Source organism: Brasilonema sp. UFV-L1 (assembly GCF_012912105.1).
In the GTDB taxonomy this organism is placed as follows: domain Bacteria; phylum Cyanobacteriota; class Cyanobacteriia; order Cyanobacteriales; family Nostocaceae; genus Brasilonema.
Genome location: NZ_QMEA01000064.1, coordinates 1 through 18490, shown reverse-complemented (window position 1 = coordinate 18490; position 18490 = coordinate 1). Strand labels below are relative to the sequence as shown.

The 18490-nt window shown below is 43.0% G+C and carries 19 protein-coding genes and 1 pseudogene; 9 read left to right on the top strand and 11 right to left on the bottom strand.

Going from position 1 to position 18490, the window contains the following annotated elements:
* Positions 1-53 precede the first annotated feature (53 nt).
* From DP117_RS18960 to DP117_RS18945, 4 genes are all read left to right on the top strand, one after another.
* Complete coding sequence (locus DP117_RS18960; protein ID WP_169219825.1) at positions 54-347, top strand: NAD(P) transhydrogenase subunit alpha; 294 nt, start codon at positions 54-56, stop codon at positions 345-347.
* The gene (locus DP117_RS18955; protein ID WP_169219824.1) at positions 344-1750 is read left to right on the top strand and encodes an NAD(P)(+) transhydrogenase (Re/Si-specific) subunit beta; all 1407 of its coding nucleotides are present in this window, start codon (positions 344-346) and stop codon (positions 1748-1750) included. Before DP117_RS18960 ends, DP117_RS18955 begins: the two co-directional genes overlap by 4 nt.
* A gap of 167 nt (positions 1751-1917) precedes the next feature.
* The gene (locus DP117_RS18950; RefSeq protein WP_169219823.1) at positions 1918-2388 is read left to right on the top strand and encodes an ATP-binding protein; all 471 of its coding nucleotides are present in this window, start codon (positions 1918-1920) and stop codon (positions 2386-2388) included.
* Complete coding sequence (locus DP117_RS18945; protein ID WP_248277721.1) at positions 2363-3361, top strand: tetratricopeptide repeat protein; 999 nt, start codon at positions 2363-2365, stop codon at positions 3359-3361. Before DP117_RS18950 ends, DP117_RS18945 begins: the two co-directional genes overlap by 26 nt.
* Before the next feature lie 214 nt (positions 3362-3575).
* Here the strand turns inward: DP117_RS18945 and DP117_RS18940 are convergent, their stop codons facing one another.
* The 4 genes from DP117_RS18940 to petN all read right to left on the bottom strand — a co-directional run bounded on the left by DP117_RS18940 (position 3576) and on the right by petN (position 4592).
* On the bottom strand, positions 3576-3935 hold the full coding sequence (locus tag DP117_RS18940; protein WP_169219822.1) for a type II toxin-antitoxin system PemK/MazF family toxin: 360 nt from the start codon (positions 3933-3935) through the stop codon (positions 3576-3578).
* Positions 3922-4152 (bottom strand): CopG family transcriptional regulator, encoded by a 231-nt coding sequence (locus DP117_RS18935; protein WP_169219821.1) that lies wholly within the window; start codon positions 4150-4152, stop codon positions 3922-3924. Before DP117_RS18935 ends, DP117_RS18940 begins: the two co-directional genes overlap by 14 nt.
* Positions 4153-4297: 145 nt before the next feature.
* On the bottom strand, positions 4298-4495 hold the full coding sequence (locus tag DP117_RS18930) for a hypothetical protein (RefSeq protein ID WP_169219820.1): 198 nt from the start codon (positions 4493-4495) through the stop codon (positions 4298-4300).
* Positions 4496-4502: 7 nt separating this feature from the next.
* Positions 4503-4592 (bottom strand): cytochrome b6-f complex subunit PetN, encoded by a 90-nt coding sequence (gene petN / locus DP117_RS18925; RefSeq protein ID WP_048868680.1) that lies wholly within the window; start codon positions 4590-4592, stop codon positions 4503-4505.
* Between the two features lie 82 nt (positions 4593-4674).
* Here petN and DP117_RS18920 point away from each other — a divergent pair, with 82 nt between their 5' ends.
* From DP117_RS18920 to DP117_RS18910, 3 genes are all read left to right on the top strand, one after another.
* Complete coding sequence (locus tag DP117_RS18920; protein ID WP_339381317.1) at positions 4675-5139, top strand: hypothetical protein; 465 nt, start codon at positions 4675-4677, stop codon at positions 5137-5139.
* A gap of 33 nt (positions 5140-5172) precedes the next feature.
* Positions 5173-6555 carry a cytochrome P450 gene (locus DP117_RS18915; protein WP_169219819.1) on the top strand — a complete coding sequence of 461 codons (1383 nt, stop codon included), beginning with the start codon at positions 5173-5175 and terminating at the stop codon, positions 6553-6555.
* A 250-nt stretch (positions 6556-6805) separates the two neighbouring features.
* Positions 6806-7144, top strand: a complete 339-nt coding sequence (locus DP117_RS18910) for a carbon dioxide-concentrating mechanism protein CcmK (RefSeq protein ID WP_169219818.1) — start codon at positions 6806-6808, stop codon at positions 7142-7144.
* Between the two features lie 69 nt (positions 7145-7213).
* Here the strand turns inward: DP117_RS18910 and DP117_RS18905 are convergent, their stop codons facing one another.
* Positions 7214-7489, bottom strand: coding sequence for a LapA family protein (locus DP117_RS18905; RefSeq protein WP_169219817.1), 276 nt, complete (start codon positions 7487-7489; stop codon positions 7214-7216).
* 152 nt (positions 7490-7641) lie between these two features.
* Between DP117_RS18905 and DP117_RS18900 the strand changes: the two genes are divergently transcribed.
* The gene (locus DP117_RS18900; protein WP_211176195.1) at positions 7642-8811 is read left to right on the top strand and encodes an LLM class flavin-dependent oxidoreductase; all 1170 of its coding nucleotides are present in this window, start codon (positions 7642-7644) and stop codon (positions 8809-8811) included.
* Between the two features lie 32 nt (positions 8812-8843).
* On the opposite strand, the gene DP117_RS18895 is transcribed toward DP117_RS18900, so the two are convergent.
* The 5 genes from DP117_RS18895 to hflX all read right to left on the bottom strand — a co-directional run bounded on the left by DP117_RS18895 (position 8844) and on the right by hflX (position 16592).
* Entirely contained in the window at positions 8844-13127 is a 4284-nt protein-coding gene (locus DP117_RS18895; RefSeq protein WP_169219816.1) for an AAA family ATPase, read from the bottom strand.
* A 141-nt stretch (positions 13128-13268) separates the two neighbouring features.
* The gene (locus DP117_RS18890) at positions 13269-13766 is read right to left on the bottom strand and encodes a hypothetical protein (protein ID WP_169219815.1); all 498 of its coding nucleotides are present in this window, start codon (positions 13764-13766) and stop codon (positions 13269-13271) included.
* A 302-nt stretch (positions 13767-14068) separates the two neighbouring features.
* Positions 14069-14290 (bottom strand): PIN domain-containing protein, encoded by a 222-nt coding sequence (locus DP117_RS36345; protein ID WP_339381320.1) that lies wholly within the window; start codon positions 14288-14290, stop codon positions 14069-14071.
* Positions 14291-14450: 160 nt separating this feature from the next.
* Positions 14451-14681, bottom strand: a complete 231-nt coding sequence (locus DP117_RS18880) for an antitoxin of toxin-antitoxin stability system (RefSeq protein WP_169219814.1) — start codon at positions 14679-14681, stop codon at positions 14451-14453.
* 114 nt (positions 14682-14795) lie between these two features.
* Entirely contained in the window at positions 14796-16592 is a 1797-nt protein-coding gene (hflX, locus tag DP117_RS18875; RefSeq protein WP_169219813.1) for a GTPase HflX, read from the bottom strand.
* A 158-nt stretch (positions 16593-16750) separates the two neighbouring features.
* On the opposite strand from hflX, the pseudogene DP117_RS36340 reads away from it, so the two are divergent.
* Positions 16751-16954: pseudogene (locus DP117_RS36340) on the top strand (Uma2 family endonuclease); the annotation flags it as partial.
* Between the two features lie 43 nt (positions 16955-16997).
* On the opposite strand, the gene cofG reads toward DP117_RS36340, so the two are convergent.
* Complete coding sequence (gene cofG / locus DP117_RS18865; RefSeq protein ID WP_169219841.1) at positions 16998-17990, bottom strand: 7,8-didemethyl-8-hydroxy-5-deazariboflavin synthase subunit CofG; 993 nt, start codon at positions 17988-17990, stop codon at positions 16998-17000.
* Positions 17991-18490: the final 500 nt, after the last annotated feature.

Here is an 18490-nt window from a genome sequence, read left to right as displayed (position 1 = left end):
GTAGTAAGTGCGTGCTTACTACAACTCAATTTGCATAAGGAGTTTTTTGAGCGATGACAGAAGCATTAATCGCTGCTTTGTTTGTGTTTGTTTTGGCATCCTTTACAGGATTTGAAGTTATCAACAAAGTTCCACCAACCCTCCACACACCCTTAATGTCAGGTTCCAACGCCATTTCTGGAATTGCTGTACTGGGTGCAATTGTGGCTTCTGGTGCTAGAGAGACGAATTTATCAGTCATTTTAGGTTTGATTGCCGTGATATTGGCAATGGTTAACGTGGTGGGTGGCTTCCTAGTCACAGACAGAATGTTGCAAATGTTCAAGAAAAAGGAGGTTAAGGCGTGAGCGACTTTTTACCAACTGGGATTCAGCTATCGTATTTAGTCGCTGCATCCTTATTCATTCTGGGTTTGAAACAACTGGGTTCACCTGCGACAGCACGACAAGGTAATGTTGTCGCAGCTGTGGGGATGCTGTTGGCAATTGTGGCAACAATGCTGGATCAGCATGTGTTGAACTATGAAATGATTTTGCTGGGGTTGGTTATTGGATCTTTGATTGGTATAGTCGCCGCCTACAAAGTCCAAATGACGGATATGCCCCAAATGGTGGGTTTGCTCAACGGCTTAGGTGGTGCAGCTTCAGCACTCGTTGCAGTTGCCGAATTTTGGCGGTTGCTAGGAAACGGTGAAGCAATACCCCTTGATGCCAACATCTCTATGTTGCTGGATGTGTTAATTGGTGGTGTGACTTTCACAGGAAGCTTTGTTGCTTTTGCAAAACTGCAAGGTATTATGAGCGGTTCCCCAATTACATTTCCTTTGCAACAACCATTTAACCTCTCGCTTCTGGTTGCCTTTATTGCGGGTAGTGCTTATTTAATTATCTCTCCGCACAGCCTACCTGTCTTCTTAGGAATTGTTGCTGTTTCTCTGGTGTTGGGTGTGATGTTCGTCATCCCCATCGGTGGCGGCGATATGCCTGTGGTAATTTCGCTGTTGAACTCGTTTTCCGGGTTAGCGGCGGCTGCTGCTGGTTTTGTGGTGATGAACAATATGTTAATCATCGCTGGCGCATTGGTGGGAGCATCTGGGATCATCCTCACCGAGATTATGTGTAAGGCGATGAACCGTTCTCTGTTTAGTGTACTGTTCAGTGCTTTTGGTACAGGGGCTGCGTCTGGTGGTGCTGGTGGTGATGCAGGTACAACTGATAAAACTGTTCGCAGCATTGATCCCGAAGAAGGCGCGATGATGTTGGGTTATGCTCGTTCTGTGGTGATTGTTCCTGGTTACGGGATGGCGGTTGCGCAAGCGCAGCACAGCATACGTGAGTTGGCAGATCAGCTAGAACGTATGGGCGTGGATGTAAAGTATGCAATTCACCCTGTTGCTGGTAGAATGCCGGGACATATGAATGTGTTGCTGGCTGAGGCGAATGTGCCTTATGAGCAGCTGCACGATATGGATGATATCAATCCTCAGTTTGAGCAGACAGATGTCGCTTTGGTAATTGGGGCGAATGATGTGGTGAATCCGGCGGCGCGGAGTGATGCAAATAGCCCGATTTATGGGATGCCCATTTTGGAAGTGGATCGGGCGAAGCAGACGATTGTGATTAAGCGCGGTATGAGTGCGGGTTTTGCTGGTGTGGATAATGAGTTGTTCTACAAGAATAAAACTACGATGCTCTTTGGTAGCGCTAAGGATATGGTGGCGAAGTTGGTTTCTGAGGTGAAGCAGTTGTAAGAGAAACGAACCGCAAAGGCGCAAAGAGCGCGAAGAAAGAATTAGAAAGGAAGAATTAGAGAGTGAGCTTGCCTTGGGGATATGATATTCCACAAGGCAAGCTTTTTTATGAGTTAAAAGTAATACTAGTAGAGAACGGCTATTGTTGATTGCTCAAGAGGGTTGCTATGGGAAAACAGCAGCAGAGATTTATGGTTTCCTGGCACAGGTATCAAGAACAGGTAGAGGAAACGCTAGCGACTCTTGGCAATAAGCCGCACAATATACTCGTTTTCTACGGACGAGCAGGTATTGGCAAAACTGATTTATCGAAGTTACTGTTTCAATATTTTAAGTCACACTATCTGGTGTGTGCTCGGTTGGATGGAGAGGGAATTTTTAACTACAGTTTGGCACGTAAACCGATTGAACCAGCACTACAACAGCTACGAGCAGATTTAGCTCGAAGTAGAGTTGATCTCAGTTGCTTTGATCTGGCATACCTGATGTATCGTACCGGGACAAGTCCCTTGATAGCAACAATTTCACCTGAGGCGGCTAAAGGGAAAGATTGGTTAGAGAATATCAACAATGGTTTAGATTTAACTGAAGCAGTTTTGGCAACAAAGCTGCTTGAGACAGTATCAGCTAGCTCTTGATGCAGCAGAAATCAGCCTTAGTCCCAGCCATCCGCAAACCCTGCAACTGCTGCAAGCACTGACGCACTTGTGCCGAAGAATGGGAGAATACGATGCGGCGGATGAGTTTGCAAAATGCCATAATGCCCATGTTCAACTTGGTAATTTTGAAGAAACTGCTGATGCTGCTAGGAGGTTAAACAATCTTGGTGATGTGCTTTATAAAAAGGGTGAGTACGGCAAAGCCGAACCTCTATGGAAACAAGCGCTGCAAATCCGCCTGAAAGTGCTGCGAGCAGAACACCCCGACACAGCCACAAGTCTCAACAACTTGGGATCGTTGTACGAATCCCAAGGACGGTACGATGAAACCGAACCCCTACTCAACCAAGCGCTGCAAATCCGTCTAAAGGTGCTCGGAGCTGAACATCCCGACACTGCCCTAAGTCTGAACAACTTGGCAGGATTGTACGAATCCCAAGGACGGTACGATGAAGCCGAACCCCTGTACAACCAAGCCCTGCAAATCTGTCGCAAAGTGCTCGGAGTTGAACATCCGGACACAGCCACAAATCTCAGCCACTTGGCATTGTTGTACAATTCCCAAGGACGGTACGATGAGGCAGAACCCCTATGCAAACAAGCCCTGCAAATGCGTCTCAAGGTGCTTGGAGCTGAACATCCCGACACAGCCACAAGTCTCAACAACTTGGGAGGATTGTACAAATCCCAAGGACGGTATGATGAAGCCGAACCCCTGTACAACCAAGCCCTGCAAATGCGTCTCAAGGTGCTTGGAGCTGAACATCCCGACACAGCCACAAGTCTCAACAACTTGGGAGGATTGTACAAATCCCAAGGACGGTATGATGAAGCCGAACCCCTGTACAACCAAGCCCTGCAAATCTTTTTGAAAGTGCTGGGAGCAGAACATCCCGACACGAAGACAACGGAAAGCAACCTCAATCGCCTCCGCGATGAAATGGCAAAATGATATTTCACGTAAAGACGCAAAGACGCCAACAAACACTCTGCGCCTTTGCGCCTCTACGCAAGATTCCAAGCAGAATTACTTTTTCTTCTTAGGCTTAGGGGCAGTGCTCTTAAAAGCATTGTTCTTAGAAGTGGTGCTTCGCATTTCGCGTTTTTCATCTTCTCGCAAACGGCGATCGCCTAATTCTAATATTTCCTATAACTCCTTAATAGCTTTAAACCACAAATCCCAAAACCACATTTAAAGCTGTACGAATGGGTTCCCAATATTCTTCTTCCAACACACCCACCAAACCCAACACGCGACGATGATCAACAGAACGAATTTGCCCAACATCAATAAAACGATCTCGATCTAATCCATTAGTTGGTGTTGCTTTCACGTTGACAACATATGGAGCTTGTTTACTTCCAGGTCGAAATGGCATCACAATTGTTAGCAATCCATACTGATTCATAATGTCATTTTGCACAACCAAGCAAGCCCGGATTTTTTGCGCCTCAGCCCCTACAGTTGGATCAAGGTTCACCCAACGAATTTCTCCCCGCCGATAAGTTAAATCACTCGCTGGCATGAATGCCATCTCCGACAACATTATCCCAAACAGCAATCTCAGCTTGATACTCTGAATCTTCAGCATCCTGCTTGAGGGCTGCAATCATTTCTGCTTCCAAAATTCGGCGGCGGTGTTGTGTCAGCAACGCATTAATATAACCACTGCGGTTGCCCTGTGCCTGCTGATCTATAAACTGGAGAATGTCTTCTTCTAAGGTAATTGTAACTTTGATCATTCAGTATTACCTTTTTGTCTTACTAAATAATCATACTACAAGAAGTCTCTGCACTCTTCCCCTTTAGCAGAAAAACGAAGCGCAAACAGACGACGCTAGGAAATATTCTACGTCCTAGCGCCTCTGCCCAAGATTTCAAGCAGAATTATTTTTTCTTCTTAAGCTTGGGAGCAGTGTTCTTAGAAGTGGTGCTAGAACTAGCGCGTCGCATTTCGCGTTTTTCTTCTTCTCGCAAACGGCGATCGCGCCAACCTGCCAGCGTCAAATAACCAACGCCTCCCGTAACTGCTACAAGCAGCACTGCAGCAACTGAAGCCAAAATAGTCAAGAATGGACTTTCCACGATTTTCTTAGAGTCCGTTGCGACCCCAAACTACCATTGAAATTGACCAAGTGAAAACAACAAGTAAAGCAACCCAGCCGAGTGTCAAAATTTCCATAGTGCTACTTTTAAACTCAATTGAAAACGTCTCTAAGTTTAATAATACTAGAAGCCTGTTCAGAACTAAAGTTTGGACGAGAGTGAACAAGATTTTAGATCCTCAACTTATGGCAGAACGCATTGAATCCCTCAAAGCTGGGATACTCGGGGGTTTGAGCCTGATGATAGCTTTTTTTCTCACCACCTTGCTGAATAATCTGGTGCTAGCAAAATATTTTGAGCAACTGGGCAGTCTGGCGATCGCTTCGCTAGATTTACAATGGCTAGTCAGGGCTGGAATTGTCTGTTTCTCTGGTTTGCTGTTCGGCGTCACCTACCGCTATATCATCCGCTCAGATAAAAATCCTCAATTGAAAGCTGGGGGAGTGTTAGCGTTTGGTTTAGTGCGCGGTTTAACCCAGGTAGATGTTGGGCTGTCATATTCTAGAGATATGTTACCTTTTGCGGTTTTGGGAGTCGAAAGTATTTTGTGGTTTGTGTTGGCGGCATTTTTTCTTGAGACTGCTATGCAATTTGGTTGGATTAAGCCTTTTGAATCAAACTAGCGCAGAAAATATATTTTTTGTCAAAATAACCATATGAATCTACCGAATCTTATCAAAACTCCGTCTTTTTTCCAACAAATCCAATGGGTTGCTGAACCTGTAGAATATATGGAAAAAGCAGTTCAGCAATATCCTGACATTTTTACTTCTGGAGTACTTGGTTCTCAGCGTCCTGTGATATTCGTGCAGCATCCCCAAGCAATTGCAGAAATTTTCACCAACGATAGAAAGAAGTTTGCAGCCCTGAGTCGGGAGAACAGAATTTTGCAACCCTTATTGGGGGACAATTCAATTGTGATGTTGGACTCTGATCGCCACAAACGACAACGCCAACTTCTGATACCCCCTTTTCATGGGGAACGGATGCAAGCTTACGGTGAAATCATCCGCAATATAACTGAAAAAGTCTTTAGTCAGCTACCACACAACCAACCCGTGTCGATTCGGACTACAATGCAGGAAATTTCCCTGCAAGTCATTTTACAGGCTGTTTTTGGTTTGTACGAGGGAGAACGTTGCCAACAGATCAAGCGTTTAATCACTTCAGTGTTGGAAGTTTTTCAGTCACCGCTTGGTTCTAGCTTCCTGTTTTTCCGCTTCCTGCAAAAAGATTTAGGGGCTTGGAGTCCTTGGGGAAGGTTTGTGCGCCAACGTCAGCAAATTGATGAATTGCTTTATGCTGAAATTGCTGAACGCCGTACGAAATCAGATCCAAATCGCATTGATATCCTTTCATTGCTGATGTCAGCACGAGATGAAGAGGGTAAACCAATGACGGAACAAGAGTTACGCGATGAGTTAATGACCCTGTTATTTGCTGGACATGACACCACAGCAACAGCAATGGCTTGGGGATTGTATTGGCTTCACCATTTGCCGCAAGTTGGTGAAAAACTCCTCCAAGAACTGGGTAACCTAGGTGATTCCCCAAATACCATAGACATTGCACGATTACCTTATCTAAGTGCTGTCTGCAATGAAACTTTGCGTATTTATCCTGTTGGAATTTTGACATTTGCTAGGGTTGTCAAGGAACCTGTTAAGTTACTGGAACATGAGTTAGAGCCTGATACGGCAGTCTGTGGCTGCATTTATCTTTTACATCATCGTCAAGATTTATACCCACAACCCAATCAATTTAAACCAGAGCGCTTTTTAGAACGCCAATTTTCTCCTTATGAATTTATGCCATTTGGCGGTGGTGCCCGTCGCTGTATTGGTGAAGCTTTGGCTCTGTTTGAAATGAAGCTTGTTTTGGCTACTATTTTCTCACATTATCAGCTTGCACTCACAACGAATCAACCAGAACAACCTCAACGACGAGGAGTGACGCTTGCTCCTAGCGGTAAAGTCAAGATGATGATTACAGGTGAACGGAAGTCTCAAGAATCTCGAAAAGTTGTAGCAAGTGTTTAGAGTGAGCATGATAAAACAATTCACGCATTCGCTCATTCAAAATTCAAAATTGATTAAAAGCTTTAGTTATGGGTATCAAGCCTACCTCAAAAAAAAGGATGATACACCAGACGCGCAGCGCGTTAGAAAAGCGGCACGAAGTGCGGTATAATACATTCTTGTTTAAAGCCCTCGGATTTCTCCGTGGGTTTTGAATTTTGTTAGCGCAGCGGGACGCAGTCCATTAATAATTTTGAATTTTAAAAAGCGAGTGACTTTAGCACTTGGTATGATTGAAGTCTATGGCGTTCCTACAGCAATAGAAGCGGGCGACGCCATGTGTAAAGCTGCCCGTATCACTCTTGTTGGGTATGAAAATACTGACTTCGGGCGAATTACTGTGCTTATCCGGGGGAATGTGGGTGAGGTGAATGTTGCTGTCACCGCAGGATTGGAGGCGGTTGTGCAAGTGAATGGTGGTGAAGTGCTTTCTCATCACATCATTCCTCGTCCCCATGAAAATCTAGAATATGTTTTGCCGATTCATCAATCAGGAAATATTGAGCAATTCAATTCTGATATCCGGTTTCCGCCGCCATTGTCAACTTAAAAGTTGTTGTTGGCTTTTCGAGTACACTTTTCTCACCACAATTGGTGCGTACTCGGTGAAACTGTCTTCTCAAAATTCCTCATCGACAAAGAATTCGTTTTCGTCTTCTGATTGAGAATTTCTTTGCCCAGAACCAGCAAGACTCCAAAGGGGTTGCAGCAACGCTACGCTGACTATCCCAAATCCAGCACAAAAAGCTAGGACTAAACCGACTGGAATTTGAACAGACTGAAAGCTGAGAAATCTCAAAGATACTGACTCAGCGTTTTGCACTGACAGGATGGCTACTCCTATTACCCATAATGCTATTACGGTTGATATTACCAGATTTGTAAGAGTTTTCATAGCAGTTTTAATTATTCTCTACAAGGTCAGGATAATTACTGATAAATTATTCTTACCTCATTTTTCTGTAGTTCTGCTTCCATTGAGCCATTTCATCTAAAAAATGGCAAAAGTCGAGTAAAACTGACAGAGTTATTTTGGAGAATAAGAATATGTTTTTGGGCAATGTGCCTCAGCTTTACAGTATTAGGACGCATCAGAGGGTATCTGAGGTGGGTTGGTTTGCCGATTTATGCGGGGGTGACACTGATCGTTTAGGAAAGCTTGACCCCTCTCGGCGCAGCAACTACGAACATTGCCGTGATATTGTGCTCACAGCTGATTCGTTGGGCTACAAGAATATTCTACTGCCCACAAGCTATATGTTGGGTCAGGAAGTGTTACCTTTTGCGGCGGCGATCGCATCCCAACTGCAGCAAATCAGCTTACTCACCGCAATACGTACAGGGGAGATTCACCCTCCGATGTTGGCACGTCATATTTCGACGTTAGATCATCTTTTACAGGGAAGACTTACTGTAAACATCATTAATTCTGAACTTCCTGGTTTTGTTGAAGATCCTGAATATCGGTATCAACGCTGCAAAGAAGTGATCCAAATTCTTCAACAAGCGTGGACGCAAGAGAGAATAGAGCTTCAAGGAGAGATTTATCGCTTGAGCTTACCGAGTTACCCAGTAAAATCATATCAGCAAAATGGCGGACCGCTGCTTTACTTCGGTGGTCTATCACCAGGTTCTCGTGAAGTTTGTGCTCAATACTGCGATGTTTTTCTGATGTGGCCTGATACTGAAGAAGGACTGTTTGAAAGTATGCAGGACCTTTCAAAGAGGGCTGCAGCTTATGGACGAAGTATCGATTTTGGACTGCGCATTCATGTTATTGTACGCGAAACTGAGGAAGAAGCTCGTTTATGGGCAAAAACTTTAATATCAGAACTTGATGCAGCTCGCGGTGTACAATTGAAATCTCGCGCCCAAGATTCTCACTCTGTAGGTGTCTTGAAACAGGATACTCTGCGAACAGTTGCTGATGAAGATGACTACATTGAGGGGAACTTATGGATGGGAATAGGACGAGCACGTTCTGGATGTGGTGCAGCACTCGTGGGAAATCCCTCTCAGATACTTGAACGACTGCATCGTTACTTGGATATGGGAATTCGAGCATTTATTTTCTCTGGCTATCCCCTGATTGAGGAGTCTCACTATTTTGCCAAGCTTGTCTTACCTCATTTGCCGAATGTTAGACTTGCAGAGGTTCAAGGAAGGTTATCTATGGTGCAGCCAGTGACACCTCTGACAACAGGAGAAGTACGATAGGGAGTGAGGGCTAGTTTTGACCACATCCCTAATCACGCTCTTACCACTGTTGCCACAACTTCAGCTTGTTCAGGGTATAGCTGTGCTAAATATCCGCACATCTCATAAGCTGCATCTAAGTAATAGGCACAGGGGATTAATAGCTTTTTGAAATTGGCGTGATCGCCTGTCTTCACGAAAGCACCAGCGATTTTTGGAAGACACCAATTTTGATTAGTGAGAATCATCTGTGTAGTCCTGATTGCTTGCTCAGGGAACCCTGCTAATATTTGTTCCTGAGCTACATCACTAATGGTGCTGGAGTGGGTAAGTTCCCTATCAACTTGTTGTGAAATTTCTAAAGCTATATCAAAAGCAGATTTTGCTTCTTCATATTGTCCTTGTTGTGCTTTGATTTTACCTATTTTTCTTATGACTTCGGCTTGCTTATATTTCATTTTTATAATTTTTCTAACATCAAAAAAATTAAACAATAAATCGTTTTCTGCTTGGACAATAATAATTTCTTCTAACAATTCGGTATCATACCCTTGATTAGAAACTTTTTGAGCTATATTTAAAGCATCAGCCAGAGTTTCTTTTGCTAATTCTATTAGACCATCATTGAACTGAAATCTCGCTAATTTTATCAGAGTTTTTGCCTGTACTTTTTGACTGTCAATTATCTGTTCTATTTCAAAAGTATTCGGTATATATCCTAGCTTATATTGTGTGATAAGTTCTTGTGATTTATGCCAATCTTTAATTTTTTTAATGACTGATTCTTTAGATTTATCATGAGTAATTGCTTGCAGAAAAGTAAAAGCATAATCAATATCCTCCTCTTCGGCTTGCATGAGCGCTATTTCTTCTAAAATTGCAGACTTTCTGACAGAATCATCGATAGATAAAACTGTATGCAGAGCAGCATATTTAAAGCTAATATCTAAATCTTTCAATTTCATTTGATGATTCGCTAATTCTTTTGATGCCCATGCTCTATCTGTTTGACTACTAATATTTTGAATTATCTGCCAAGCTTCATCAAATGTAATTTCTGCTTCCTGTCTATCCCCAACTTGCATTTGTGCAACAGCAATATCACATAGAGCCATTACTTGAAAAACTTGCTTCTCAATTACCTTAGTTGTCTGACGAGCAGTTGAAAATGTATATTGAGCATTACATATATCCCCTGTTTGAGCTTGTGTAGTTGCAATATAAATCAGCGCTGTGACTGGGGCATATTGATTATTAATTGTATAGCTTCCCTGGAGAACTTGAGAAAAAATAGTTCTAGCTAGTAGTTTATAGCCTCTTTTATATAGGATTTTAGCAATTTCAACTTGACTTGAATAAGATTCTAAAAAATTAATTTCCTTAATAGTTTCAAGAGAAATATTTGGTTCTTCTGTATGTGCTTGTTCTATTGCTATTTTTGCAATAGTTTTGGAACGTACATTATTTTCTTTAATAGAACGAGCTATCTCAAGCGCACTTGTAAATCTTTTCGCTTTGGCTTCTACTAAAGCTATACAGTTTTGAATACTTGCTTGCTGCCATTGGTGATTAATCTTTTTTGCTAATTCTAGAGCATCATTGAGCAGTCCCACTTGTACTTGACCCGTAGTAATTATTTCTATAAATCCTGTAACGTAACCAGGAGAGTAAAGATTTTTCATAGCATACTCAAATATTTGATTAAAAGCATTTTTAGCTTTTTCAATATCTCCTGTTTCCGCAATAACTTGTGCAATAATTGCCATAGCTATCATATTTCTGTTTTTGTGTTCATCAGTTTCTTTAGCACGCTCAAAAGCATCAGCAAGAAGAACTTCTAATTTGTCTGTATCTCCAAATCTAGCTTGCATTGATGCAATGTATGCAATTTCTATAGCTTGTTGCCACTTATACTTAATTCTATCTACATTTCTTAGTGCCTCCAGTAAATATTCTTGAAATGTTTCTGTGTTCCCTGCTCGCATCTCTACTTCTGCTTTTAGTCTCAAAAGCCATATCTCTAATGTGGCGACGTCATGTACTTTCGCTATCTTCATAGCAATATCAAGCTGCTCTTGATTAACTAAAGCTTCTACTATTGCTTCTATTGCTGTTATTCTGTAATGTTCTTTAGTAATTAACTCAGCAGTTTGTAAAGCATAGTTATATTCACCAATGTATGCTTGCGCGGATACGATTTCTTGAAGAGCTTCGGCTAGAATTCTTTCAGCATCCAAGTTGAGATAATTGTCAATTTTACCCACAGTATCAATAGCCATTTTAACAGTAGTAAGCGCAATCTCTTTGTTCACTACATCAAAATAAGCTTTTGCAATAGCAGTTAGAGATTTTACTTTATACCAGTAATTTGCATTTAATGAATCTTTATTTTCAATTTTATTTTGGAATTCTAGCGTTGAATTTAAAGATATAATTGACTTTGTTGACCAGTTAATTTGTTCAACTATTTTGAGGGCGATATCTAAATAACCTTCATCAAGAAGCTTGATACAAAACTCATATAACTCGTTTGAAGGCAAAATACATTGATATAGGGTGCTAAAAGTATCTTCATTGACTTGACAAATCTGAGTTAAAAGATAAAAAGCCCATTCTCCTTGTGCAAAATGTATCGAGAAACAAGGTAATTGTTTTTGCAGCAATTGTATCAAAACTTCATGTGCTTCTTTCTGCTTATGTTTATCCTTCAACTCCCAAGCTAAAAGCAGATACCAAAGTACAGAGCGTTCGCTCTCACACATATCTGCTACTGCTAAAGCACGTTTTAAATTGCCTGAACGCAATACCTCCAAAGGAGACTCTTGCAGTAAAAGCTGTCGTGCATGTGCTAGCAAAAACTCCGCGATCGCACCCGCATCATCTCTCTCTGCTGCTGTTTGCAATGCTATCCGTATATTCTTTAACGGTAACTCTGGTTCATCGGGTAGTTGTTGGCGTTGAGCATCTGCAAAGGCTTTATTCCGTGCTAACTCATATAACTCATCCCACCGCTTCGCATCTCGCAAGTGTTCCGCATAATACCGTAAGGCGTATAAACTACGATGTTCTTGCCAAGAAGCACAAAAAGTTAGCAGCTTTTCTCTATAACCTTCAAGAAGTTCATCAGTATAAATTTCAGTACATATATAATCGCGCAGACGAGGATGAACCAAAGCATAGCCCTTTACCTCATTGCCTACTATCCATCGCCGCACTTGGTCGAGAATTTTGTGAAAGAAATTCTTTTTCTTTTTAGATACTAAGCTGGAATTTATAGTTTCTAAATCAGCACGGGAAATTGCTCCTAACGCTACAGTGAGCGTACCAAATAAGTCTTCTAATGGCTCATTGTTTTCTTCTGACTCTTCAATCTCTCGCCACCAAGCACTGAGGTATTTATTCAGCCCCTTCGGCTGACTTGCAATATTAGCAGGAGTCAAACGCCCATCTGCTGCATCCTCCGCTAGCAAGCGCACATAAAATGGATCTGCGCCCAAGCTTGGTTCTTCCTGATAAGCTGAAATCCGCATCACTTCTTTAAGAAGTGTGGGATTATCAGCAAAGACTGTTGCTCCTTTCCCTGCTTTTCGCAAAACATCTGCCACGTCATTGCGAGTTAATCCCTCCAGTGGCAAATACTCTGTTTGGTCTTTTGGGAAGTCGTAATCAAGCGTCAAATCTTGACCTACATCTCGCACTGTCACAATAATATGTAGGTTGTCGGGTAAACGGCGACGCAGATAACGAGCAATTTCCCAGTTTGTCACCTCGTCTAGTCCGTCAATTACTAGTACATGAGTATGCTCAAGTGGTTCACCCAATAAACGATGGTACAGTGCGTCCAAATCGGGCAGCTTTTCTGGAAGGGTATCAGTATAACCGTGCCAATGCGCCATTTGCTCAATTACATTTCTTAAAAAACCTTCCTCTGTAACGCTATTGGGGTTTTCATAAGGGGCGAAAAAATGGTCAGCAAATGTTTCTGATGCTTCACTTACTAACTTCGCCATCAGAGAAGTTTTGCCAAAGCCAGCAGGAGCTGTGATTACTAGGTAACCTCCTGTTAGTTTGTTGATGAACTTTGCTATTTGAGCAAGTGCGGTATCACGTCCACCGAATAAAGTGAGGCGATTTTCTATCAGTGACTTGAAAACTTTGTGGTATTGAGGGTGTAAGCGGTTAGTTTGGAGTGTATTTCCCTGAATGACAATTTGGGTTTCAATGTTGGTAGTGTTTTGCTGAGTGATGTCACCCGTGTTCACATTTCCCATAATCTTTTTCAGCAATTCCTGCTGAATATTTGGCTTTCGATTGTCTCCTGACGAATTATTTAACACTTTTGTATAAATCCATTTTTACCAAAGTTGCAATTTGCGATGGCAGATAGCGCCCACCCTAAAGAGGCGATCGCTATAATTCTTTTCATCAGCATTTAAAATCGCCTAAAATTTCGGTAAAGATACCGTCGGATATCTTTTCTATACTTTTTGGCTTAAGTTACCCAAGTTTATATCCGCCTCTACTTCTACATCTTTTAACATCTTCTGATTAACATCAGTGCTACCTGATTTTGCTTTCTGAGTCAAATCTTGAGCCGTTAAGCTTTTAGCCTTAATTCCTACCCCCATTTCTTGTACTACTTTTAATGGGAGTTGGGGCATAACTTCTGCTGCAAGTGCTTCCACAACTTCCGCAACTTCTGAGTCTGCATTAGCAACTGATTCCAATTTTGCCGTCAGCACTTCGATACCAAACTCCTCTGGCTGCTGTTCCACTAACTCCGGTTGGTAAGTAACTCGCTCAATGGTGCTGGCTGTTTCTGGTGCCTTACGCCACAATGCTTGTTTTAGCTTGCCCATCTGTTCCAAAGCCTTGTTTCCCAGTTCTGGCAACTTCTCACCCATCTTTTCTCCAACTTTTTCAATCATCTTCGTCAGGAGAAGGGTGGCGATAGCAGTGGCTGTTAGTGTTTCCATGAAAACCATTATTTGCTGTCTACAATATATTTAATACACGTGGAGCGCGGATGTTTCCGCATTCCTTACAGTTTTTCAACGAGTAAACAGCACAGCAAATAAATAAATGCATGGAGCGTTATTGTTCATTGTTACAGCATTCAAGTGATATGTATCTCAACATTGAAAAACGTAAGATAGAATTTTGGCGATTACTTCGCTCTGGCTGTTGGGTTTCCTTACCCCTACCTACGGCGATGAGCCATAGCTTCGCTGCCGCGCGGAGCGGAGATTGCACTGCGACTGACCGCAGGTTATCGTACTTACCAATAACGAGTGACTGCATAATTGTCTAGCACAGCATCCACGCTAATGATCGGGATCTTTTCTGTGAGTGCTTGGGCAACCAAAAGCCGATCAAAGGGATCTTTATGATGAAATGGTAGAGCTACGAGCGCGGCTGCATGAGCAACTTTAATCGGTAATATATCCAATTCGTTAATTTGGATTTGATGCTCCATCCATGTTTCAAAATTTCCAGGAATTTGATACTTACCAATACTAACTTTGATGGCAATTTCCCAATTGTTGCAGGACTGAGCAAGATATCATTGAGGGGATCGACAATCAAATCACAGGCGACTTGACTAAGAGCGCGATCATTGAGTACAAACCAGAGGAATGCGTGAGTATCGAGCAGAAACCTCATGGCATGTAGTCGTGAAAGTCTTCCAAGTGGGTTTCGTCTTCGGACAGGACGGTTAGGGTTCCGATTGCACTACCGGGCTGGCGAGGCTTGCGGGGTGGTTGGAGTTCGGCAATCAGTCTGGCGACAATGCGATCGCCAGAAAAAATCTGCACTTCTTCACCGGGTTGCAGACTGGCAATCAGTTCGGGTAAACGAAGTTGAGCTTCTGTTAATGGAATCTGTGTCATTGTTTTGTGCTTCTGTGCGATACGCGGGGAGTATATCAAAGAATTAAGGTGTAGGGCTGCACATATTCTGCACCTACACCCCACACCCTTATACTGAAAGAGAATAAAATTTATTTACTGATAAGAAGCGGCATATTCAACTAGTTGTCCGAGACGCTGACGTAAGGTTTCTAATCCCAAACGCTGACTCGCGGAAATAAACACCGCTAGAGGAAACTCTTCCTGCGCTAATGCTAAATTTTTGCTATCGACTTCATCAATTTTATTAAAGACCACCAGCGCGGGACCGGGAGTGATGGGCATTTGTGAGAGAATTTCTCTGACAGAGCGAATATGACTCAACCAAGCAGGATGAGACAAATCTACCAAATGCAACAGAGCATCAGCTTCTGTGACTTCCTCTAAAGTGGCGCGGAACGCATCCATTAAAGATGCGGGTAACTCGTGAATAAACCCCACTGTATCTGTCACCAGAATTTCTTGAGGTTCATTTGTTTCGCCGTGGGGAACAACTAAGCGGCGTGTCGTGGGATCAAGAGTGGCAAATAATTGGTCGGCTGTGTAAACCTCTGCGTTTGTGAGAGTATTGAGCAATGTAGATTTGCCAGCGTTGGTGTAACCAACAATAGCTACTGAGGGAACTTCTTGATGTTGTCGCCGCTGGCGCAACCGCTCCCGATGTGCTTGTAGTTGATTCACTTCTTGTTGTAGTCTGGAAATACGTCGCCCAATCGCACGACGTTCTGTTTCTAGTTTGGTTTCACCAGGACCACGAGTCCCAATTCCACCCCCTAACCTGGACATTGCTTGACCTCGACCAGCTAGTCTTGGTAACATATACTCTAACTGTGCGAGCTCAACTTGCAATTTACCAGCACGAGATTGAGCACGTTGAGCAAAGATATCTAAAATAACTTCAGTGCGGTCAACGACCCGAACTCCAATTTGCAATTCTAAATTACGAACTTGTGTGGGTGAGAGATCGCGATCAAAGACGATAAGATTTGCTCCTAGGGTTTGAGCAGCTACGGCGATTTCTTGAACTTTACCTTCACCAACAACTGTTTGAGGATGAATGCGCGATCGCTTTTGTCGCATCATCTGCAACACTTCTCCTCCAGCCGTATCCACCAACCGTGCCAATTCTTCCAAAGTGTCTTGGAATTGTTGAGCACTCATCTCATCAGTCATGACTCCAACAATCAGGACGCGATCATTGTCGGTGTCTACATCTTGGGCAACAAATTCCCGCCGGAACTCAGCTTCCAGTCCTTCCACCAACTCGATGAAATCCTGCTTTGTCAGCATATCCACACTCATGGGTGGCGAAACGCTCCAACTCGTGTATGGGAGGTTGCTCTTGTTTTCTTTACCTCCCTGATTCTCCTCACCACCAGAAGACAAATGAGAAACTTTTTGCATAGCTGGACTGGTGATGAGAGCGCGAGCGTCTTGTGGTGTCAAGTGAGCCAAGTAAGTTTCTTTAACATACCCAGTTGCGCCACCACCGCGTCGTTGAAATCCTGTCCCAGTAATGTTTAACATGACTAAGGCATCCAAGCGTTGCAATGCCATAGATGTCAGCGCCGCTTCATTAGGCGGTTCTGGTTTGAGATGAGTAGCGATGCAACGAATACCACTCAACCGTTCTGCGCCATAACGCGGTAATTCCAAAGGTGGAATTTGCGTTTGACGGGGCGTACCTACCCCGACACGGATGACTTGTCCGCGACGGTTGAGGTAAGCACACACAGGCTGATTGATTTCAGTGCTAATTGCTGCTAGTCGCTGGGAAAACTCAGGCGTTGTGATGCGATCGCCTGGTATGCGCTGGTGATACAGTCGCTGTATTTGTTTGAGCTGACTAGACTTTAAACCTTGGAGATTACCAAAGATAGTCTCGATAAGCATCTATGACCAGTAAAATGGTCCCCCGAATCCTACTTCCTCTATTTTATCTCACTGTTTTTGTGTCAAAACTCTTACTTAGGGAGGATGTTTTTTTTAGAATACTTTAATTTTTTATATGACGCTATGTTGTATGATATGAGCCTGTACCTAATAGAGCAATGGTAACAACACGCATCCCCTCAGAATCAAGGGTTGTTTTAAGAAACATCAGCAGGCAGACCTTTGAAACCATGCTAGCAGAAATGGGGGAAGACCGAGCTTCCCGACTTACTTACGACAGAGGTACGCTGGAAATTATGACACCACTGTTGCCTCATCAATATTGGAACAGATTGATTGAATATCTCATTTTTGTTCTTGGGAATCACACGGGGGAGGCAGCAGCCCACTGTGTGGCATTCCCAGTCAGCAGCCCAGGAACGAGGGATGCAAATTGTAGAAGAAAGTTCGCCATCGCTTAACAGCCACCTGTAATTCCACTGATAGCCAATCATCAAAAAGCTGATAAACTGGCAATCTTGGCACTAAATTCCACCCAGCAGGCTGTAATATTTCTTTTAATTCCTGCTCTTGAAGATGCGGATAATCAGGATTCACTTCATCTTTTGGTCCAATTCCACCCAAATCTCTCGCACCAGCTTCTAAACAAGCGAGTAACCATTCGTCATCTTTCACTAAATTCGGGGGAATTTGTATTGTAATATCTGGCGGTAAAATTTGACGTGCTTTTGCAATGACTCTTGGCAGTTCATGAGGATTAAAAGGTGGTGCGTCAAAAGTTTGCTGATGTCCTGGACTGTGGGGTTGCAGGATAACTTCCTGAATATGATGGTAACGTTGATGAATTTCGGCTATGGCTTCTAATGTTTCCCACCAATCTTTTTCTGTCTCCCCAATTCCCAACAGTAAGCCAGTGGTAAAGGGTATCTTCAACTCTCCCGCCCACTGTAATTGTTGTAGACGCAGTTCTGGTATCTTACTCGGTGCGTGTTTATGCACTGTCTTCAACAACTCTGGCGTTAACTGTTCCAACATTAAGCCCATCGAAACGTTAACTTTCTTTAATTGTTGCATTTCTTCAAAACTCAGCGGTCCAGCATTGGTATGTGGCAGAAATCCCATCGCCAAAGCTAATTCACACAAATCATAAATCCGCTGAAACCACGCCTGACGCTGTGGGGAATGGGGATGCACTTCTCCACTGAGTATCAAAATTTCACAAATGTTGTTATTGTGAAGTTGTGTTAAGAGTTGTTCTGCTTCTGAAATTGTTATCCATTCGCTCTTACCTGGCTCTGTGCGAAAGTTACAGTAAGTACAGCGATTAAAGCACTCGTAAGTCGGAACGATTGTGTAAGCTGGGCTGTAGGTAATTTTTGGAAGATGAGAAGTTGACATATGGGGCGATCGCAATACGGTTCGGATAAGCACTAGACACAAATTCGGTAACTTCTGTGAAACCGAGTTTCTTTAATCGACAATGACGTTAACAGCAACCGTATTGAGAGCGATAGCTAGCCCCTTAGGGGGCCTGCGCTAACGCTGCTGCCTAAGCGCAAAGCGCACGCTACGCGCTCCGGCAGATCGCTCTCTTAATAAGATTACCTCTAGATAAGTATTTGGCTCAAGCAGTGTCACTCCTGCGCATTGATTCACAAAGGCCAGAACAAAGGCACAGTTTGGGGTGTAAGGCATTGCACCTCACCTTCCAACACCCTAGTAATTACGACCAAAAATAAATTTGGCTCAAAAGTACTTTACAAAACAAAATATATGTCTTAATATAAAGACACAAAGGAAAAACAAAACACCTTTGGATAGCATACATACATAAAACGTACGTAACGCAATCATAAGAACCATGACAACCGTATTACAACGTCGCGAAAGCGCAAACG